At 38.8% G+C, this 17,251-nt stretch carries 21 protein-coding genes; 3 read left to right on the top strand and 18 right to left on the bottom strand.

The annotated features are described in order from the left end of the window. The first annotated feature begins 231 nt into the window (after positions 1-231). The 3 genes from MMO38_RS05240 to MMO38_RS05250 are packed head-to-tail and all read left to right on the top strand — an operon-like array spanning position 232 to position 1,944. A complete protein-coding gene (locus MMO38_RS05240; protein ID WP_241322823.1) occupies positions 232-798 on the top strand; it encodes a PAAR domain-containing protein in 567 nt (188 codons plus the stop codon). Positions 799-800: 2 nt separating this feature from the next. Continuing rightward, the gene (locus MMO38_RS05245; RefSeq protein ID WP_241322824.1) at positions 801-1,505 is read left to right on the top strand and encodes a hypothetical protein; all 705 of its coding nucleotides are present in this window, start codon (positions 801-803) and stop codon (positions 1,503-1,505) included. Next, positions 1,465-1,944: a hypothetical protein gene (locus MMO38_RS05250; RefSeq protein WP_241322825.1), complete on the top strand. Its 480-nt coding sequence runs from the start codon at positions 1,465-1,467 to the stop codon at positions 1,942-1,944. Before MMO38_RS05245 ends, MMO38_RS05250 begins: the two co-directional genes overlap by 41 nt. A 250-nt stretch (positions 1,945-2,194) precedes the next feature. Here MMO38_RS05250 and MMO38_RS05255 read toward each other — a convergent pair whose 3' ends face one another. The 18 genes from MMO38_RS05255 to MMO38_RS05340 form a co-directional block, all read right to left on the bottom strand. Beyond that, positions 2,195-2,560, bottom strand: a complete 366-nt coding sequence (locus MMO38_RS05255) for a hypothetical protein (RefSeq protein ID WP_241322826.1) — start codon at positions 2,558-2,560, stop codon at positions 2,195-2,197. A gap of 9 nt (positions 2,561-2,569) precedes the next feature. Then, positions 2,570-3,376 (bottom strand): N-acetylmuramoyl-L-alanine amidase, encoded by an 807-nt coding sequence (locus MMO38_RS05260; RefSeq protein ID WP_241322842.1) that lies wholly within the window; start codon positions 3,374-3,376, stop codon positions 2,570-2,572. 19 nt (positions 3,377-3,395) lie between these two features. Further along, positions 3,396-3,791 (bottom strand): hypothetical protein, encoded by a 396-nt coding sequence (locus MMO38_RS05265; protein ID WP_241322827.1) that lies wholly within the window; start codon positions 3,789-3,791, stop codon positions 3,396-3,398. Between the two features lie 48 nt (positions 3,792-3,839). Beyond that, the gene (locus tag MMO38_RS05270) at positions 3,840-6,626 is read right to left on the bottom strand and encodes a host specificity factor TipJ family phage tail protein (protein ID WP_241322828.1); all 2,787 of its coding nucleotides are present in this window, start codon (positions 6,624-6,626) and stop codon (positions 3,840-3,842) included. A gap of 377 nt (positions 6,627-7,003) precedes the next feature. Then, positions 7,004-7,210: a hypothetical protein gene (locus MMO38_RS05275; RefSeq protein ID WP_241322829.1), complete on the bottom strand. Its 207-nt coding sequence runs from the start codon at positions 7,208-7,210 to the stop codon at positions 7,004-7,006. Positions 7,211-7,228: 18 nt separating this feature from the next. Beyond that, entirely contained in the window at positions 7,229-7,720 is a 492-nt protein-coding gene (locus tag MMO38_RS05280) for a hypothetical protein (RefSeq protein ID WP_241322830.1), read from the bottom strand. Beyond that, positions 7,707-8,720, bottom strand: a complete 1,014-nt coding sequence (locus tag MMO38_RS05285; RefSeq protein WP_241322831.1) for a hypothetical protein — start codon at positions 8,718-8,720, stop codon at positions 7,707-7,709. Before MMO38_RS05285 ends, MMO38_RS05280 begins: the two co-directional genes overlap by 14 nt. Continuing rightward, complete coding sequence (locus MMO38_RS05290) at positions 8,720-9,670, bottom strand: hypothetical protein (RefSeq protein WP_241322832.1); 951 nt, start codon at positions 9,668-9,670, stop codon at positions 8,720-8,722. Before MMO38_RS05290 ends, MMO38_RS05285 begins: the two co-directional genes overlap by 1 nt. Continuing rightward, positions 9,670-10,413 carry a hypothetical protein gene (locus MMO38_RS05295; protein ID WP_241322833.1) on the bottom strand — a complete coding sequence of 248 codons (744 nt, stop codon included), beginning with the start codon at positions 10,411-10,413 and terminating at the stop codon, positions 9,670-9,672. Before MMO38_RS05295 ends, MMO38_RS05290 begins: the two co-directional genes overlap by 1 nt. Further along, positions 10,410-13,784 (bottom strand): tape measure protein, encoded by a 3,375-nt coding sequence (locus MMO38_RS05300; RefSeq protein ID WP_241322834.1) that lies wholly within the window; start codon positions 13,782-13,784, stop codon positions 10,410-10,412. The genes MMO38_RS05295 and MMO38_RS05300 overlap by 4 nt, the downstream gene beginning before the upstream one ends. Before the next feature lie 62 nt (positions 13,785-13,846). Further along, the gene (locus MMO38_RS05305) at positions 13,847-14,389 is read right to left on the bottom strand and encodes a hypothetical protein (RefSeq protein ID WP_241322835.1); all 543 of its coding nucleotides are present in this window, start codon (positions 14,387-14,389) and stop codon (positions 13,847-13,849) included. Positions 14,390-14,492: 103 nt separating this feature from the next. After that, complete coding sequence (locus tag MMO38_RS16695; RefSeq protein WP_347005749.1) at positions 14,493-14,624, bottom strand: hypothetical protein; 132 nt, start codon at positions 14,622-14,624, stop codon at positions 14,493-14,495. Positions 14,625-14,716: 92 nt separating this feature from the next. Then, positions 14,717-15,244 (bottom strand): phage tail assembly chaperone family protein, TAC, encoded by a 528-nt coding sequence (locus MMO38_RS05315; protein WP_241322836.1) that lies wholly within the window; start codon positions 15,242-15,244, stop codon positions 14,717-14,719. A 9-nt stretch (positions 15,245-15,253) separates the two neighbouring features. Further along, positions 15,254-15,736, bottom strand: a complete 483-nt coding sequence (locus MMO38_RS05320; RefSeq protein ID WP_241322837.1) for a phage tail tube protein — start codon at positions 15,734-15,736, stop codon at positions 15,254-15,256. A gap of 69 nt (positions 15,737-15,805) precedes the next feature. Then, on the bottom strand, positions 15,806-16,027 hold the full coding sequence (locus tag MMO38_RS05325) for a hypothetical protein (RefSeq protein WP_121930853.1): 222 nt from the start codon (positions 16,025-16,027) through the stop codon (positions 15,806-15,808). Next, a complete protein-coding gene (locus MMO38_RS05330; protein WP_241322838.1) occupies positions 16,028-16,390 on the bottom strand; it encodes a DUF3168 domain-containing protein in 363 nt (120 codons plus the stop codon). Beyond that, positions 16,390-16,908 carry an HK97-gp10 family putative phage morphogenesis protein gene (locus tag MMO38_RS05335; protein ID WP_241322839.1) on the bottom strand — a complete coding sequence of 173 codons (519 nt, stop codon included), beginning with the start codon at positions 16,906-16,908 and terminating at the stop codon, positions 16,390-16,392. The genes MMO38_RS05330 and MMO38_RS05335 overlap by 1 nt, the downstream gene beginning before the upstream one ends. Continuing rightward, on the bottom strand, positions 16,896-17,251 hold a 356-nt coding region (locus tag MMO38_RS05340; protein WP_241322840.1), incomplete at its 5' end, for a phage head closure protein. The genes MMO38_RS05335 and MMO38_RS05340, both read right to left, overlap by 13 nt.

A 17,251-nucleotide genomic window follows, 5' to 3' on the forward strand; every position in this document is an offset into this window, starting at 1 on the left:
TGGTGGAGGTGGCGGGAGTTGAACCCGAAACCGTATCACTCTATCAAATCCAATCAAACTCAAACGTTGAAAATACTAGGCTTTGTTTATTCAATTTTTGATAGTGTATCATGGTTAAACATGTCAACCTGTCAAAAAACCTGTCAAGGAATTAACAACTGATACATAATTGTACGTACACACAATAATCATCTTTGCTACCATATTCCCAAAATAAAAGAGGGTAATATATTGGCAACAGCATATATCGTAATTGGCTGTCCCACAACTGGCGGCGGTAAAGTCATTTCAGGCAGTAGCTTTTTTTTAATTGAGGGTATTCCCCTCGCTTGTGTTGGTGATAAAGCAACTTGTCCTAAACATCAGACAGTTGCAACGATTATCACTGGTGATCCAAATATGCAAGTGATGGGTAAAATGGCTGCTAGGGTTAATGACTCCCTATCTTGTGGGTGTAAGTTGCTACCAATGCAGAATCTAGTCGTTCAAGACAATGGTCCATCACCCGGTTCAAATGCTGCTCAAAACTCATTTGCACCAACTTCCTCAGTACAAAAACAAGATAACTTTATTGCTCAGAATACCGATGATCACGGTATCAAGTTTGAATTTCTGAATGAAAAAACTGGACAACCTTTAGTAGAACATTACTTCAAAATTACCCCACCAGACGGAAAAGTAATTGAAGGGTTTACTGATGAAACAGGACAAACCGAACTAGTTGAGTCAGGCAAAGAAGCAAAAGAAGTTGATTTAATAACATTTGATTTATCCAAGCCAATGGAAAAATGGAGTTAACCATGTCAGAAGAATTACGCAATCCTTACAATAGACAGGTATACCCCGATTCAATGGTTAATCCACCTCAAGAGCAAAAAGTCTGTGTTATGACTGAGCCATTGTGTAATCAATTTATAAAAGAAAGAAATTATTACCTTGCTCAGCCTTACAATTTCATGCTTGGCTTAAATGAGTGGACAGAAGTAGCTCAGAACAATATAGAGTTACTAATGGCGGTAAGATTTGGCATGGAATATGATGTTAATAATTTTCCAGATAGCTACGTACATGACATCGGTTTTCACACTCAAATGTACATTAAATTCCATGAATATGTACGCAAACATTCATTAAAAGAAATCCCAAAAATTGTTGGGGAATTTCAACAAACTGCTTTCAAAGTTAGATTCCTCAGTACATTTGCAGTCAATGACTTACGCGAATTGCGAAATCTAGGTCCATTTGCTCAAGGGAAAGGGGCAGTAAAAGCTGTTAATGATCTTAACAAAACTGTTAGTAGGTTGAATGTCGTAAATGCAACTGCGGCTCTAGCCGATATAACAAAAAACGGCGGACCACTACATATCAATAGAGATATGTTCAAACGAGTTTTTAAACAAGATTACCACCCAAAAATGGTGCAAATTTTACGTGAAGATGGCACATACAGAGGCGACCCTGAAAATGTTCAGTATGCAGAATTTGATAAAAAATTTAACCGTTAGTATTCTAAGTATTAGTGCATTATCTGCCTGTTCCAGTACTTTAACGAATAAAGAGTTTAAAGAAGCTTTAATTAATGGGAACTCTGGTGCAATCAATATGCTCTTAATAGATTCGGCCGTATACCACAAAGCTACTGAAAGAGAGTTAGATGCGGTTACTTGGGAATTATTAAAATCCACCCTTACTAAAGTTGATGTTATTCGTCAGTTTGAAGAAGAAATCGGAGGTTCTTATAAAATTGAAGAAAGTTTAACAGTTGGTAATATGAATCAACTTTGCCTGGTTAATAATTTCTTACTTGTACATAAAAAGGAACTTCCACCTAAGATAGATCACTCAAAAACCTATAACTGGGTTGAAGCAAAGCAGAAATTGTTTACAAATCGGCTCAATGAAACTTTAGGTGATAAAAGAATGAAAAATGACTGCCGATCCTGAAACACATAACCATCTTTTTAAAGCATGGTTTTGTGAATTTTTTTACTCATAAACATATAATCCCCTATGTCTTGTGCAAATATTTTCATAAAAAAAAAGCCCTCATCTGAGGGCTTTTCCAACTTCAATCCATGCATCAACTTTAGCCGCGCACTCGTTTCCTTTCAGCACAGTGTCTATCGCCCATAAAGTAATAACCTTTCCTGTTCCATCATCTAGGGCATTAAACTTGTCACAAGGCTGCATCAGATTAGTGGGAATTACTGGCTTCAATAAGACTGTTGATTTGCTGCACCCCATCATTATCAATACAGCGATTGAAATAAATAGGACGCTCAACGATCTTTTGCACTTCACGTGTAACACGTTCGACTTTGACACGTTGTTCCGATTTATATTTTTCATAGTCTGCGCTCACTTGATTTACTTGATTTTGTGCATCAGCAAGTGCTTTGACTTGCTTTCGCTCAATGTCTTGAATTTTTGTGAAACATTTCTGATCTGCCGCTGCTAGCTTCTTTGAGAGTGAATTTGTATTGATCACATGTATGAAAATATAAATAAGCAAACCAAGAATTATGTACTTGTAGAATTTACCGAGTAATGCATCAATCATACTTTCCCCCTACAAAAGCTTAATTGTGTCGGCAAGCGCCTGGTATAGTTTTTCTGGATCTGATTTAAATGCAGCTAGTTCTGCATCATTTGTAATAAAGAAATTTTCAAGAACGATTCCGCCAGCTTCACAAAATGCGAGTCGATGATGCTGTCCTGACGTCGATGATTTCCACCCTTTATCACCGCGCAATACAAAGTTATAGGCTTGATTAATTGCAGAACAAAGTTTCTGACATTCTGTTTTTAATGTTGAGTTTGCTAATGCTTCAATACCTTTTGCGGTTTTTACTCCACCGTTTAAATGCAGTTCAATTGCAATATCACCTTTTGGAACTAACTTTACAGCCTGAGAAAGTAGCTGGTTATCACCCTCCTCACCATCCGTAAGTACTGTAAACCCATCTGCACGTAAGATTTTTGCAATCGCATCACGAGCTTTTGTCATCAATTCATGTTCTGTATCTTTGCCGTTCACCGCACCTGGTTGATTATTTGAGTGACCAGCAGTTAAGACAATAATTTTTTTCTTCTTATCATTTGAAATAGGCATAGTATTTGTTTTTATACTAATACCAAGCTTTCCAGCGACCCATTCTCCTAAAATTCCGTCTGGACTTACCCCGAGTTGTGCTTGATATGCCATTAATGATGCTTCTGTAAATCCACCAAAATCGCCATCTACAAGAGCTGTGTATAGACCAAAAAATTTAAGTCTTTCTTGTAGCTGTCTAACTAGATCACCTTTTGATCCTCTTCTCAAAATAATCATTTCACTTTCCTCAAGATGTAAAAAAACCGCCTGAAACGGCGGCATTGGATTCAAATCTATTTCTTTAAAAATTATCTTTGAAGTCTTTAACTTCTTTTACTACGTCAAAAATCGTTGAGTCTTCACGTGCATTTACATAATTAAATGACCAACGGATGATTGCCCAGAATGGAAGCCCTGTTATAAAGAACATCCCACCAATTGCACATAAGCCCGCCCACGTTGTTGCATAATCATGCAGACCGAAGTGCTGAATAATGAAACCACCACCAGCAATGCTCCCCACTACCGTAGTGATTAAACTCACCACCCATTCACTTCGTGTACGAGGCATTCGAGTCATAATTACGACCAAATACCCCAATGTTGCTGCAACTGCTGCAATAACGATTAGAAACCACATGCCATATATTTTGATTACAGTTGCGACCCCAACACCGCTGCTCATAGGCTCTGCCATTTTTCATTTCTCCAGATGTAAAAAAACCGCCTTTCGGCGGCTATTGATTCAGACATAATCTTTATCGTTTAAGTAATATTGATCAGTGTAGTTTATTGCAGTGATTGAAGACTCAGCACCGCCACCAGACTTTTCAGTAATCAAAAATAGATCTCGCTTGCTATGCGTGTCGGTCGTAACCAGATAGGTTGAACAACTGATATTCCCCTCGTACTCAATGACAAGCTGCGAAGTTGGTGCACGTGCTAATAAGACTTCTCGCTCACTATCTCCTTGTGTCACCTGAACAACGTCCACTTGGCCATTTGGCAATTGAAGATGAACGACATAACTTTCATCTTGTTCTAGTACACACGGCTGTGACAACGTTAAATACAATCCATCTTGATCAATGACAGATCCTGAACTAATCAGCATCGGACGCGTATCATCAGCAACAAGAATTAAGTCATTCCGAGTGACGAGATCCGCTTCACTATAAGCCGAAAATTCAACGGTCTTCTTCTGATAAAGCAACTTGTTCAAAGCTCGATGCGCTAAAAGCATCGCTTGCTGAAGATTGGTAATACCTTTAATTTCCAATTCTCGCGCATTGACCACATTATCATTAGGCAACTTGATTTCAGATTCAGACCAAGAATCAGTCGGATCGACCCATTTGAGTTTTACCCCGTCATAGTCTTTGTTTACACCAAAATTGACAGAACGCTTCTCGCTTTCAGGTTTTTTATTCCTGTGATTGAACAATAAAGTCGGTACTTGTTGCGGTTTCTCAAATACAAAGAAAACTTTGTTTGATTCACGGCGTGCATCACAAAACACTGCATTCGCAATCGTTGTAAGTGTCTCTTCATAAGACATCTTGGCATCATCAAATGTATAGTTGAACTGAATCGGCACGCCAAAGTAACTATCAATTTCATCAGCCACTGCATAGAGATTAGCGACATCAAGCGTGCTTATATCTCTACGCCCAATCAATTCATCGGTCGTAATCGCACAAACAATATCAGCAAAATTACTTGTCGGGATTCTCGCTACAGACTTAAAGCCAGTTCGATATGTAAAAAGCTTACGTGTGGCGATACAATTCAACATGCGGTTTTTAACGCTTGTTGCTTCATTAGTACCGATGGTTTTAGTGCGTACGATCGTTACATCGTTATAAATGAGCTTGTTTGATACTGAGCATGCGTAAACTGATTTGAGTTTCAAATCACGAAGTCGCTGCTGTACTTCATTTCGCCATTGTTCAGGTGCTTTCTTAACTCTAAACCGCACACCATCCGCAAATGTTGATGCAAGCGGAATACGACTCGATACACCAAACCCCACTGTGGTATTGTCTTGCACTCTATGCGTATGCGTGAATACTGGGCCAGTTGGCAAACCATTTGATATTTCTTGGTATTCTATTGTGTAATCAACAATATCAGTGTGTCGTTGGCCTTTCTTGCGAATGACTTGCAAACCTTGTGGCAGATAGAAGTTAAAAATCAACTCTTTAATATCGTTGTAATCAATATAAAACCAACCAAGCCAGCTCGACACGATCTTTTTAATATCCATGTCCACTTGACCTAGCGTAATGCTTTGCAGCTTATCCCATTCAAGTTGTAAGGCCGTTGGAACTTCTAGATCGATGTAGTTAATCCCTACATCTAGAATAGATGGATATTCACCACCCAAGTCGATTGAATCAGCATTGTTTTGCAAAATCCCAGAAAAGAAAGCAGACTTTTCATCTAGATCTACAATCAATGACCAATTTGAGTTTACGTTCTCGGGATTAACCAGGTTACAGATATACCCATCTACAACCTGGGCAATACTCGATATTTGGTAATTCCCGGCTAAGTTCAAGTCATCAAGCATCAATGAGGTAATCAGCAGGGATTTGTAATTCAAGTTATGCAAGACTTCGGTCGTTTGAATATGCAATTCGCCTGTACTTTTGGGTACACAATTCGCTGATACACTCAGATCTGCAACACCGACTGTATCCATACTCAATAAAATTGAGTTACCAATTTGAAAATAATCACGCATATCAACGGATGAATTGAGTGATTGCAGCCGATTGGGATAGAGCGCTGTGAGCTGAAAATCGACATCACTATTTGTAATGTCTTCAGTACCTTCATTGACAGTCTGGCCGTTGATCGCAGTACATGATTTAGCGACTAATGGGTTATCTGTAAAATCTTCGCCAATCTGAATTTGGGGTGTACCGATGATGCTTGTGTCGGGTTCATAAATCGAACATGCAGATCCTGAGATTGTTGATAAAGTAGTATCACCGTCTTTAATGTCTTGGATGTGATAATAACCACGTCCAAGACACATCAAAGATTCTTCAATTTCTTGTTTATTTATGTAATAAACAAAGCTTGGTGCAATCAAATCAGGAATTGATTTTACTTTTCCATAAATGTCAGCAACACGTTGACCTATACGCTGTTTATTTTCACGACTCGTTAATTCGTTATTGCTTGAGCCTTTATCTTGAGCATTACTGCTTAAAGTCGGCACATTCACGAAGGCATTAACAGCATAACCAAGAATCTTAACAACTACATAGTTCACTGCTGAAATGATGTCGCCCGCATGACAAACAATATGAAATTGATCTTCTGGTCCAGCATCCAATAATTTTAATGCAGTGACTTTATCAATCGGGGTAACATCATTTTCAGTACAACATGTATCTTTATAAATTCGTGCTTGTGTAAATTTCGCTTTAATTTCAAGAAAGCGCTTTAAAACATTATCTGTTTGTTCATAAGTGATCGTGCTTGCATCAAGCGGATCTTCATAAATCTGTAAGTGGCTCATAATATCTAAACCTTGTGTAGAAACATTTCATGCTGTTTGGCGATAAATATTGAGTGCCCGACTCGTTCAAGTGCAAAACCTTGCCGCAATAAAAAAGCCCCACATGGTTTCCACCCGTAAGGCTTGTCATAAGGACAATACATCCGTGTTCTGGCTCTTTGATTCTTTTATTGCGAATGACTGTCTGTCTTGATGTTTGTATTGACTCATTAAGCGATGTAGTCAAACCAACAAAGCTTTTTGAATAATCTTGATTCAACAACTGTTTTGCAGCATCAATCACGAAATGAACACAATGATAATTCTGAACGTTGTATTGCATTTCAAATAATGAAAGCAATTGCAGATTAAAATCTCTCATTCGCTGTACTCACTATTTATGTATTTTCCACAGCACTTGAAAGCCGGGTTACATCGACATCACTCAAAGTCATTTCGATAACTTTTCCGCTTTTAAATGTGAAAATGACATCATAGTTTGACTCAGATCTGCGGCTGCTGCGAAAACGTCGTTCAATATTTGAGATGTCTCTTAAATCAATCATGTAATCAACTGAGTTGACGCTATCGTGAAATTCAATCATTTATTTGCCTCATTGTTTTTAATAAAAGCCAACCAGTGTTGGGAAATTCTCTTTTGTAAAAAGTAGCCCAGTACCAACTTCATTAAGCTGCTCTGCTTCAGCTTCAAATGTTGTTCCTTGATAGTCGTTGTTCTGACTTGTGACTTCTAAGTGATCGATCTGCAAAATTGGATTTGATAAATCAATGCTTGAATACGCTCGATAAGTAACTTGCGGTCGCTCAAGTGATACTTGCTCAATAATTTGATCAACAAGACCAGGAATGACTTTGCCCAAATCCCCGACCGTTATCGCTAACTTCTGATCAAGATCATCACTGACGCTGCCCCGATCAATCTTCAATACTGCATATTCATAGAAAGTGGGCTGGCTGTCTTGAATAACAGTCACTCCCTCAGAAACGTTGGTCACATAGCGTAAAGGCTTTGGCCACAAACTATGTTTAATCTCGATACACTCAATCAAATAGGCGTTATCTGGACCGTATAAAAAACTCTCAAGCTCTGACATTCCGTGACTCCGCTATCATTTTAATTGCAGACTTATCAAGATCATTATTCAAGATAAATAACTGAGCACTTACTTTAAACACTGCACCACTTTTCGTCATCGAAACGCTGTCATGTAAAAAGTGTGCTAGATACTGGGTAAGTGGACGTTGATCTAGAACAAGATCAATATAGAACGGCTTACGTTTATGCTGCCAGACTCTGAAAAATGACATGAAGTAATCGAAATCTTTTTCTTTCAGATTGAAAATGATTGACACCACATTCTCCATATTTTCAAATTGGATTCTCAAAGCATCTTCATTTAGTCCTTCAGCTTTGATGACGCTATTTCCGAATTGAACACTATAAGATGCCTGCAGTGGACACAGATCCAGGTAATCAAAACGTAATGCTTTATTTCGAGCATCGACATACATCTGATCTAAAAACAGATCAAAACCATTCATGATCTTTGTAGCAAATCCAAATCTATTGTTGGTCATCATCCCGATTTGAATGAGTACCTGTCCTGCTCCCAGCTCATACTCAATTTGATAACGATCTCGTTGCAATCGAATACAAAGTTGCTCGGCTTTGATATATGCAAAAATCACATCTGCATTTGCTGATTGAAATTCTCGTCGCTCATCTAATGCTAGCTGTGGTGTTATGATGGTATTACCAAAACTCGTTATGACTTGCTCTCCAACAGATGTGTCATACCACCATAAAAACACTTCATCATTGATAACATAGGTCGCAACTGGGCGCATACTCAAATCAAATGCAAAACTTAATGCTGTCACATCATCGACAGTGATTAGGTCGTGTATCACTTGATCAGCTTTTGCTTTAATAACCCCACTTTCGTAGAAACAAGTCCACAATTTGGCTTGCAAACCCTGCGATGCATCATATAAATCACTACCGCCCCATTCGTAATCAATAAGTTCATCAATACGATTGGGCACTAAAAAAGCAGCGTAAACGCTGCTTGTTGATAATATATTGTCAGGCATCATGGTGTGTACCTATCCCAAGATATAGTTAAATAATAATATGCGCGTTCAGTTCTAGTCTTTGTGATAGTGGGAGTAATATTCCATTTATAACCCCATGATGCATAATTATTTCTTAACCACAGGCTTACTCCGACTTGGAAACTTTGATGTACTCCAATAGCGGCATTTAAATCTGCAAAGATTCGTCCTCTCAGGGATCTGGCCGTAGGATAGTTGAGAGTTGTTGGGTCAACGAAGTTATAAACTCCTGCAGTAGTCATAGACCTACTAGCTAAGTTAGCAAGCGCACTCGATATACAGTAACTACTTGAGCTTCCGTTACGTGGTGCAGCAAGCGTAATGGCACCATTACTTAAGCTAGAATCATTTCCGAAGTAACCATAGAAGTACGTACCCTCGTAATCATGGCTGCTTACCACATTATTATACTTATCAAGCAAATCAAAACTTCCACTAAAGCCGAGTTGTGGATAAAATCTTATTTCACAATATACGTCTAAAAATTCATCCTCCAGAACAGTAATTGTTGTGGGGCTGCCTTGCGCATCTTTAACACGTGCCGCATTCCACAAGCTGTTTATTCCCCACCCCATTCCGAGTGATGAGATATTTCCTGCTGCTAAGCCCTCTGAAAATCGAAATTGCACTTTGTTAAAAATATAAGGATTGTTGGGATCTGTTGTATTATGACCACCTGTGACATTGCCAACTTTAACTGTAGTTCTTGCAATGGTTGATGAGAATCCCGTTTGGGTGGGCATTGGGTCATTAGAATCTGCTGATACTGTGCAACCACTTATCCATGTTCCCACAGACATTCTGTCAAGCCCTGAGTTGAGCACAATATTATGAAACCAAGCTGTTTCTCCAACAGCCTCTTCTGGATTTCCCTTATGTTTAACAAGTTTGAATAAAGCTCCTACTCTTACTTTGGTATCAATTTGCATTAAATTTGCTCCATTACTGCATTCTGTATAACCACAGATGACTGTACGCTTTCAGGTTCTGAAATATTAGAAATCACAATTTCTTTAATTTGGGCATTTTGTATATCTATAAATGACAGTACACTTTCTGCTTCTGAGCTATATTGTGTTACTACACTTTGAAGAACAGCACTCTGAACAACAATAGAGCTCGAAACGCTATCCAATAGATCTATTTCAGTTGAAAGACTGCGTAAAATTCCGTTTTGTATTAGTACAACAGATAGCACAGACTCATGTTCTGCTTGATTCTCAACACCAGCAGCTGTCAATGAGCAGTGTTCTATATAAATATCTGAACCCATTTCTTCTAGAAATTCGATCGGATACGGCTTTGAAGTCAGAATCTGCACTTCCGAAGTCACCACAACGAGCTGCGCCGAGACTTTAAAAATCTTTCCGCTTAACTCATTAAATGAGAAAGAATCAGGCACAAACTGAACGATATATTCTCTAAATTCGCTGTCTTCAATAATTAAAGACATTAAAAAAGGCAGCGGATTAAGCTGCCAATTTAGATAAAATGCCCTGAAATATATGAAGTCATCTTCTCGAAGCGTAAAAGACACATCTACAAGATGTTTTTTTGCGTTTTTAGTTTGAACATATCGACCAAAACCACCACGCAAAGCTATTCGTTCAACAGATGTTCCGTACTTGACTGAATAGCTTTCTTGAAGTGGGCATAGATCGAGTTTATTCATCGTACACGCCCCACATTAAAGTTGTTTCTGATCTGCTTAGATTCAAATGAATTCGCTTGATTTAAATTGCTGAACGCTTGTTTAACAAACTTCTCCACCACATCAATCGTCACATTTCCATTTCCATCCCGACTTTCATTTGCAGTGTAGCCAGATGGCACATTGATAATAATATTCACACCATCGCCACGCCGATCACTTTGGCTTGATGTTGATAAGAAACGTTCTTTACCAATTAAACCTCCCGTTGCAAATCGGGGCGGCAACATACCAGTACGGTTGATGTAATCAAGATTAGCCAAACCTAATTTTTCAACAGCGGCAGCACGAAGCATATATTCACCATTGGATGCCCAAATCGGAATATCATCACTTGTACCAGTTCCCTTACCAGTAATATGTCCACCAGTGGCAAAGCCCTGTAGGTTCATTGATCTGATTTGTGCGGCCTGACCAAGTTGAACAGCTAAAGCACCACCAGCAACAACTGGTGCAATATATGGACCTATCATTGGAATTGCTGAAACAGAGTTATACACATTCGAGAACGTTTCAGGTGCATTCAAAATTACCTTGGAAAGTGCAAACATCTTGGATGCAATAAACATGGCTTTATAACCAGCGGATTGTTTACCAAGTAAGCTTCCCATTAGATCAGCCATTCCAGCAGTTGTATTCGCTGCATCTTGCAAACCTAACGCTGCTTTAGCTCGATAATACTGACTTTCACTTTCAAGCATTTTTTGCTGATACTCTTCTTGAGTAATCAACTGCCAATCCAATGCCGCCTGAAAAGCTTCAGCTCGTTGGGACGCTGCTTCCTCTTGTGATGTATCAACACCTGAAGCACCAAGCATCCCGTACAGCGCCGCATCTCGACCCTTTGCAGAATCAATACTTTCTGTAATATGAGATGCATCGACTAATGCTTGACGCTCATCTTTACTAAGTTGGCTGTTTAAGATGATTTGCTGACGCTCAAACTCGTATTTAGCCGACATATTCTGCATTTCGGTTTGAAATGCTTGTGATGCATCGTTTAGACGCATGTTTTGCTCAAGCTGCAACCATCTCATTGCATGGGTATGTTTTTCTTGCAATGCAGTTAAATACTGTTTTTTCTCATCAGTATTGATGTCAGTTCGGTTTGCGATGATTTGCTGATCAATAATAAACGTTGCTTCAGCTTTTGCCTCTTCATTTAATTTATGCTCTTGAAGTTCAAAAGAAAGCTTCATTTTATATAGCGCTTGTTCATCCTCAAATCTAGCTTTAGATTCAGATAAAAATTGATTACGCAAAGCAGGTGAAAAGCTGGCTTCACCAATATCCTTAATTAAATCCTCATAATCAATTTTCATCTTCTCAAGATCAGTTGAAAATTCATACACTAAAGACTTTCTTAACATCATTTGCTGATCCGCAAGACGTTCAGCATCTTTTGCATCTTTTTTTGTTTGAGATGCTGCATCTTTTGATGCTGCTGTTGATTTGCGCTTAGACTCGGCAATAGCATCAATAGTACCCTGCAATTTTGCATTTGCTGCAATATTTGCATCGATCAATTTCACATCTTCTGAAGTAATGGCACCATCATTTTTGAAATATGCTTCAGCTAGAGCTTTCGCTCGATCCACGTTATAACCTTTATCGATTAATTTATTAATCGTTTGAGTTTGGATGAGTGATTGTTTCAGGCTCTCCATATATTGGGATTGTGTAACTGCTGCACCACGTGCTGCTGCTTCATTACGATTGAGAGCCGACGTATTTGCATCAATACCAGCAACAGAATTTTGAGCCTTGTTTCCAACAAGTTGGACTTCTATACCAAAAATTTTCAATGCTTTCGATGATTTATCAGCAGCAATTACATTTTTATCATATTGTTCAACTTGGGCTTTCAACGCATTATACAAATCAGTTGGAATGTTTAGAGAATTCAATCGCTCTACTGCTTCTGTATAACTGATTGTACCCAATCGCGCCTGATTCGATATTTTTGTGACTTCAGCATTGCCCTTTGCATAATTTTGAACAGAAATTAATGCAGAACCCACTGCCAGCTCTGATTTGCGTAATTCTTTATTTTGCGCATCAAAAGCCGCAGTTAAATCCTCAATTGCTGATTTACGCTCAGTTCCCGTCAGCTTAGATAATTCACTTGCCGCTTTTTCAGCTACCATTGCTTGTTCTGCTAATTTTGCATTCAAATCAGCGGCACGATTGGTCATAAATGCATAACCAGCAGCCACTGAAGCAGCAGCAATTACAAGCCCTGCTGGACCAGTCATGAATACTAAAGCACCACGTGCTGCTGCGCTTAGAACAGTCAATGATACTGTTGTGCCTGCCGCTTGAGCGGACATACGAGCTAAAGCCAATTGATATGCTATTGCCTGACCAGTTGATGCTGTAAATGCCACACCTGATGCAATGACCGCTGGTGTCATTTTTAGCGCAATACCTGCTGTTACAACACCAGCAGCAACAGCAACAACATCTAGATTATTTGCAGCATAAGACAATCCATCACCAACCAGCCCAAGCCCTGCGGCCATGTTATTGGTTACACCCAACGTTTCATTTATTCTACCAGTCAAGAAGGTAAAGCCATTTCTAGCAGTGTTTAAGCCATCATTTAATGAGTTACTCATATTGTTAGCGAGTTGTTCACTCTTATCACGACTTGAATCGAATGCATCATTAAGCTGTAAAGATGAAATTTTTCCCGCATTACCAAGTCTAAGCACTTCTTCTTGAGAAATACCGAGCGAGTCTGATAGATCACTCACAACAGATGGGATTGCAGACAAAATGCTAATCCACTGCTGCTGCCCAACCTTTCCGCTGTATACGCTTTTAAGATATGCATCCGTCGCAGTTTTTGCTTTATCTACAGCCGTTGAGTTATGCGTGAAGCTAAATGAAAGGCTATCAGTGATCCTTAAAGCTTGCTCGGTTGTCGCCCCGTATGCTTTTAATGCACCGCCAACATCAAGATAAACTTGCTGGGCTTCTTTTAATGAACGATATGTTGTATTTGCAGTCGAAAGTAAGTGTTTTTGAACCAAGTCATATTCAGCAGTATCTTTTGTCGCGTTGCGAATCTGTGCCGCCATTTGTGTATATTCATCTGCTGCCGAAATGATGACCCCAACAGTTAATCCAGCAAGTGTCGTCTTAAGCAATGCTCCCATAGCACCAGCACGGCGCTCTACATTACTTATGCTTGAGTTTAATTTATCAAGCTCGCTTTTACTTTGTGCTGAAAATTTTTTCGTTGAGTCACCCGCTTGTTTCATACCTTCTGTATAGCTGCCAGTTTTGGCTACAAGATCAAGTGTTAATGTTCCTAATTTTGCTGCCATAACTTTTCTCCATGCAATAAAAAACCCACCTTGCAAGGTGGGTTTGACCAATTTATCTTCGTTTATTTTTCAATGCCGTCTATAACATTAATCAAGCTTTTAGCAGCAGGTGACAGCTTACCATCAGCAACAATAACTCCTTCAAAATAGCTGCTTGGAGTTGTTACTTTAACTTTTACAGATTTTGCAATTTTAATTCTCTCAATATCACTAACTGGAACAACAAACCTTTTTATGCTCGATCTTTGAGCATATGTTTGAAAATTAGAAGCGCCAAACTCCATCGAGCTTTGAATTTCTTGATATTTTTTTACATCACCATCTATATTTAGATAAAGATTATCAATATTAGTATATTTACCCTGAATCTCAGTATTCAATGATACTTTATCGGGAAGCTTATCTGTCCACATTGCCCCTAAAAATATCGGTGAAGCATGAAATCCTGATGTTGCAAATGCGTACATAGGGCGTGTGGATATTTCTTTAGACCCATCAAAACTACTTACATTGGTTTTTGCAGATGACATTGCATCAGCTATAGGTGATGATGCACAACCAATCAAACTAATACCTAACCCTGCTGCTAAAATAATATTCTTCATAATGTAAACCATTTGTTATTAAGTTCACACAATTTAACAAACAGTAGAAATTGAGGCAATAAAAAACGCCACATAAGTGGCGTCCATATAATTTAACTTACAACTACCCAAACCCACTCTCCATAGCTTCATCCAAAGAAATCTCGATTTCATTGGGTTTATCCTCATGTGGCATAAAAAGAGCAGGTTCGAGATAATCTTCCTCTTTCACTTTGCCATTATGGTAAAAGGCCATGAAACTCCCAAAAGCCTGCTCAATACGGCGACCAATAAATAGAGAGCCGCGTCTTTCACGATAGGCTCTCCATATTAGAAACTCAGAATAACTTATGTTTCGCTTTGCTTCACTAATGGTGTTTCCACCGACTCCATTGAGGACGAGCTCGCACCAGAACTCGTTTTCTGAGAACTCTTCTTCAGTAACTTTCCCGAAAAATTATTAACCTCATCAGAAACTACAAATAAAGCATTAACGAACTTAGGATCTGAGCAAAGAACATCATCTACAGAATTAAAGAAAAGATTACCTTTCTCATCTTCACAAATAGATCCTAACAACTGAGCTGCTTGCAAACGACGATGATCAATTGACTTAATCGTTGAATTTTCAATGTTTTCAACATCAATATCCCACTCTACTGCTTTGGATGTCTCAGACATATCTCCAAAACTGAGTTTTTTGATATAAACCTGTCCTTCTAAGTCTATAGACTCGCCTAGCATGATTTCATTGTTGCCAGTTTGATCACGCAGAAAATCAATATTTTGATCATCAGCTAGTACAGTCCACTTAACCGTATGTTTAGATGGCGCACCAATCTTGGTAACATTTTTTAAGTCTTTAATACTCTTCATATGTCACCCTTACGGAGTTACTGGTGGGATTGTACGAATTGTTTCTTGCACAGAAGAACGGCGTTTTAATGGGAATGAATACCCGACATGCTGCCCTTTTTCAAAAGTTGGTGCTGCACGTTTCAAATAACCGTCAAACTCCCACCAAGTACGTGTTGGTGGTAAATCTACTACACCACCAGTTACAGTTGGTGCATCTGTACTGTGTGATGAACCCAAATACCAATGTACCGTTTGTTTAGGAACTGTTTTTGATAGAGCTAATAATTGAAGATGTGATGAGTTTTCATCATCGAAATCCACTGCTAGTGAACCTTCACCTGGTGTGACCTGACCTGCATCCGTATCAACCTCATCAGAATCAAGGCAAGTTACATCAACATCTTCTTCACTGTCCTGACCTAAATCTATCGATTTTGCACAGACCACTGGAATAATTGCAGTTCCATCAAAATAAAAAACTTGGGTTTTTTGAACTTTAATACGCGCCATGAGTAGCTACTCCTCAAATTTCAGGCAATAAAAACCCCGCTTTCGCAGGGCTCATGTTTAATTACTGTTTTAGGGTTTAAAATCAATATCAACAGAGACGGATGCAACCGAATATGTCTTGGGTTCGCCTAACGTTGTTACATTCGCCAAATCAATATAAATATTTTGAACTGGCAACTCATTTTCTTTCTGCCACGCCATAATTTCCACTTGTACTGCATCTGAAATACGCTGTTCCAAATCAGTTTTCTTTTCTTCGATCTCATGGATCATTTTGAGATATTCGCTCATTCACGCCTCAACTAGCCAACTGCATGTAAATGTACCACGATAAATACCAGGCACACCTGAACCAATATTGGGAAAATTATTAATAATGCTGTGATGCTTTAAAACATTTCGCACTGCCTTAAAAACAATATCTCTATCTGTTTCAGTCTTGGCATACACATCGATTTGTATCTCAATGCTATCATCCACGGCTGGTACATCTACATTATCAATTGCATGGCCACTGATTAACGTCCACACAGCATAAGGATATTGCACCCCCTCACTTGCCAAATCTCGATATACTCGCAACACACCGTCACTACCCTTTAATAACGCTGTAATAGACGGTGCATCATTCAGAATTGTGCGTATTGGAATCATTAGATTTTTCTCAACTCCTCATCTATACCCGCCATAAAATCAACTGAAAATGTTCGAGTAACAACATCAATATTGTTATCCAATGCTGGTCGTAGAAATGGAATAGCCATTGAGTAGCTAGTACCTAACTCTACATGCCACCAATACGAAGTATTGTTGGGTACAGGTGTGTAATAAGGGTTTGGTACACGCTCATTCTCACCACTTGTATTGTTTTTGCGAACCATGTTTTTATGTATGCGCCAAAACTCAGTACCACCTTTCACACCAACTCGCATCCGCACAGAATTTCTATCTTTAGATTTTCCAGCCCGAACAACGATATTTTTTGAGATTTGTTCTGAGGTCTCAAAATCATCAATTAAACTTGCATTTGCAACACCAGCATTCTTGACCAGTGTCATGGCTTTACGAGCCGAACGAGCTGACAATTTTTTGGCTAATTTAGGATTTCCTAAAAGTTCCAATTTATTAACTACACTCTCCACACCATTTAAATCAAACCCTAAACCATCCATTCCTTTAACCCCTCACTCAGCTCAATAGTGATATAGGTTTTACGATTATGTAAATCACGTTTTGGATCACCGTTTATTTGATAAAACTTACTATCAAACAAGATACGCATGGTGCTATTGATTGCAGCAGCTTGCGTACTAAAACGAATCACAGCTCGCGCTTGTAATGTCGAGCCAATTGACTGAGCCTGTAATGTATCTCTAGTTGAAAGATCCTGAACATCCGCCCAAACAGTGCAATATTCAATCCATTCCTTAGTTAAATATTCAGGGTTATTATCATCTTGAGATTCAGTATATTTCTGAACGGTAATGCGGTGTTTAAGTTTTCCAAACTCCATAA

The organism is Acinetobacter sp. NIPH 1852 (genome assembly GCF_022549455.1).
In the GTDB taxonomy this organism is placed as follows: domain Bacteria; phylum Pseudomonadota; class Gammaproteobacteria; order Pseudomonadales; family Moraxellaceae; genus Acinetobacter.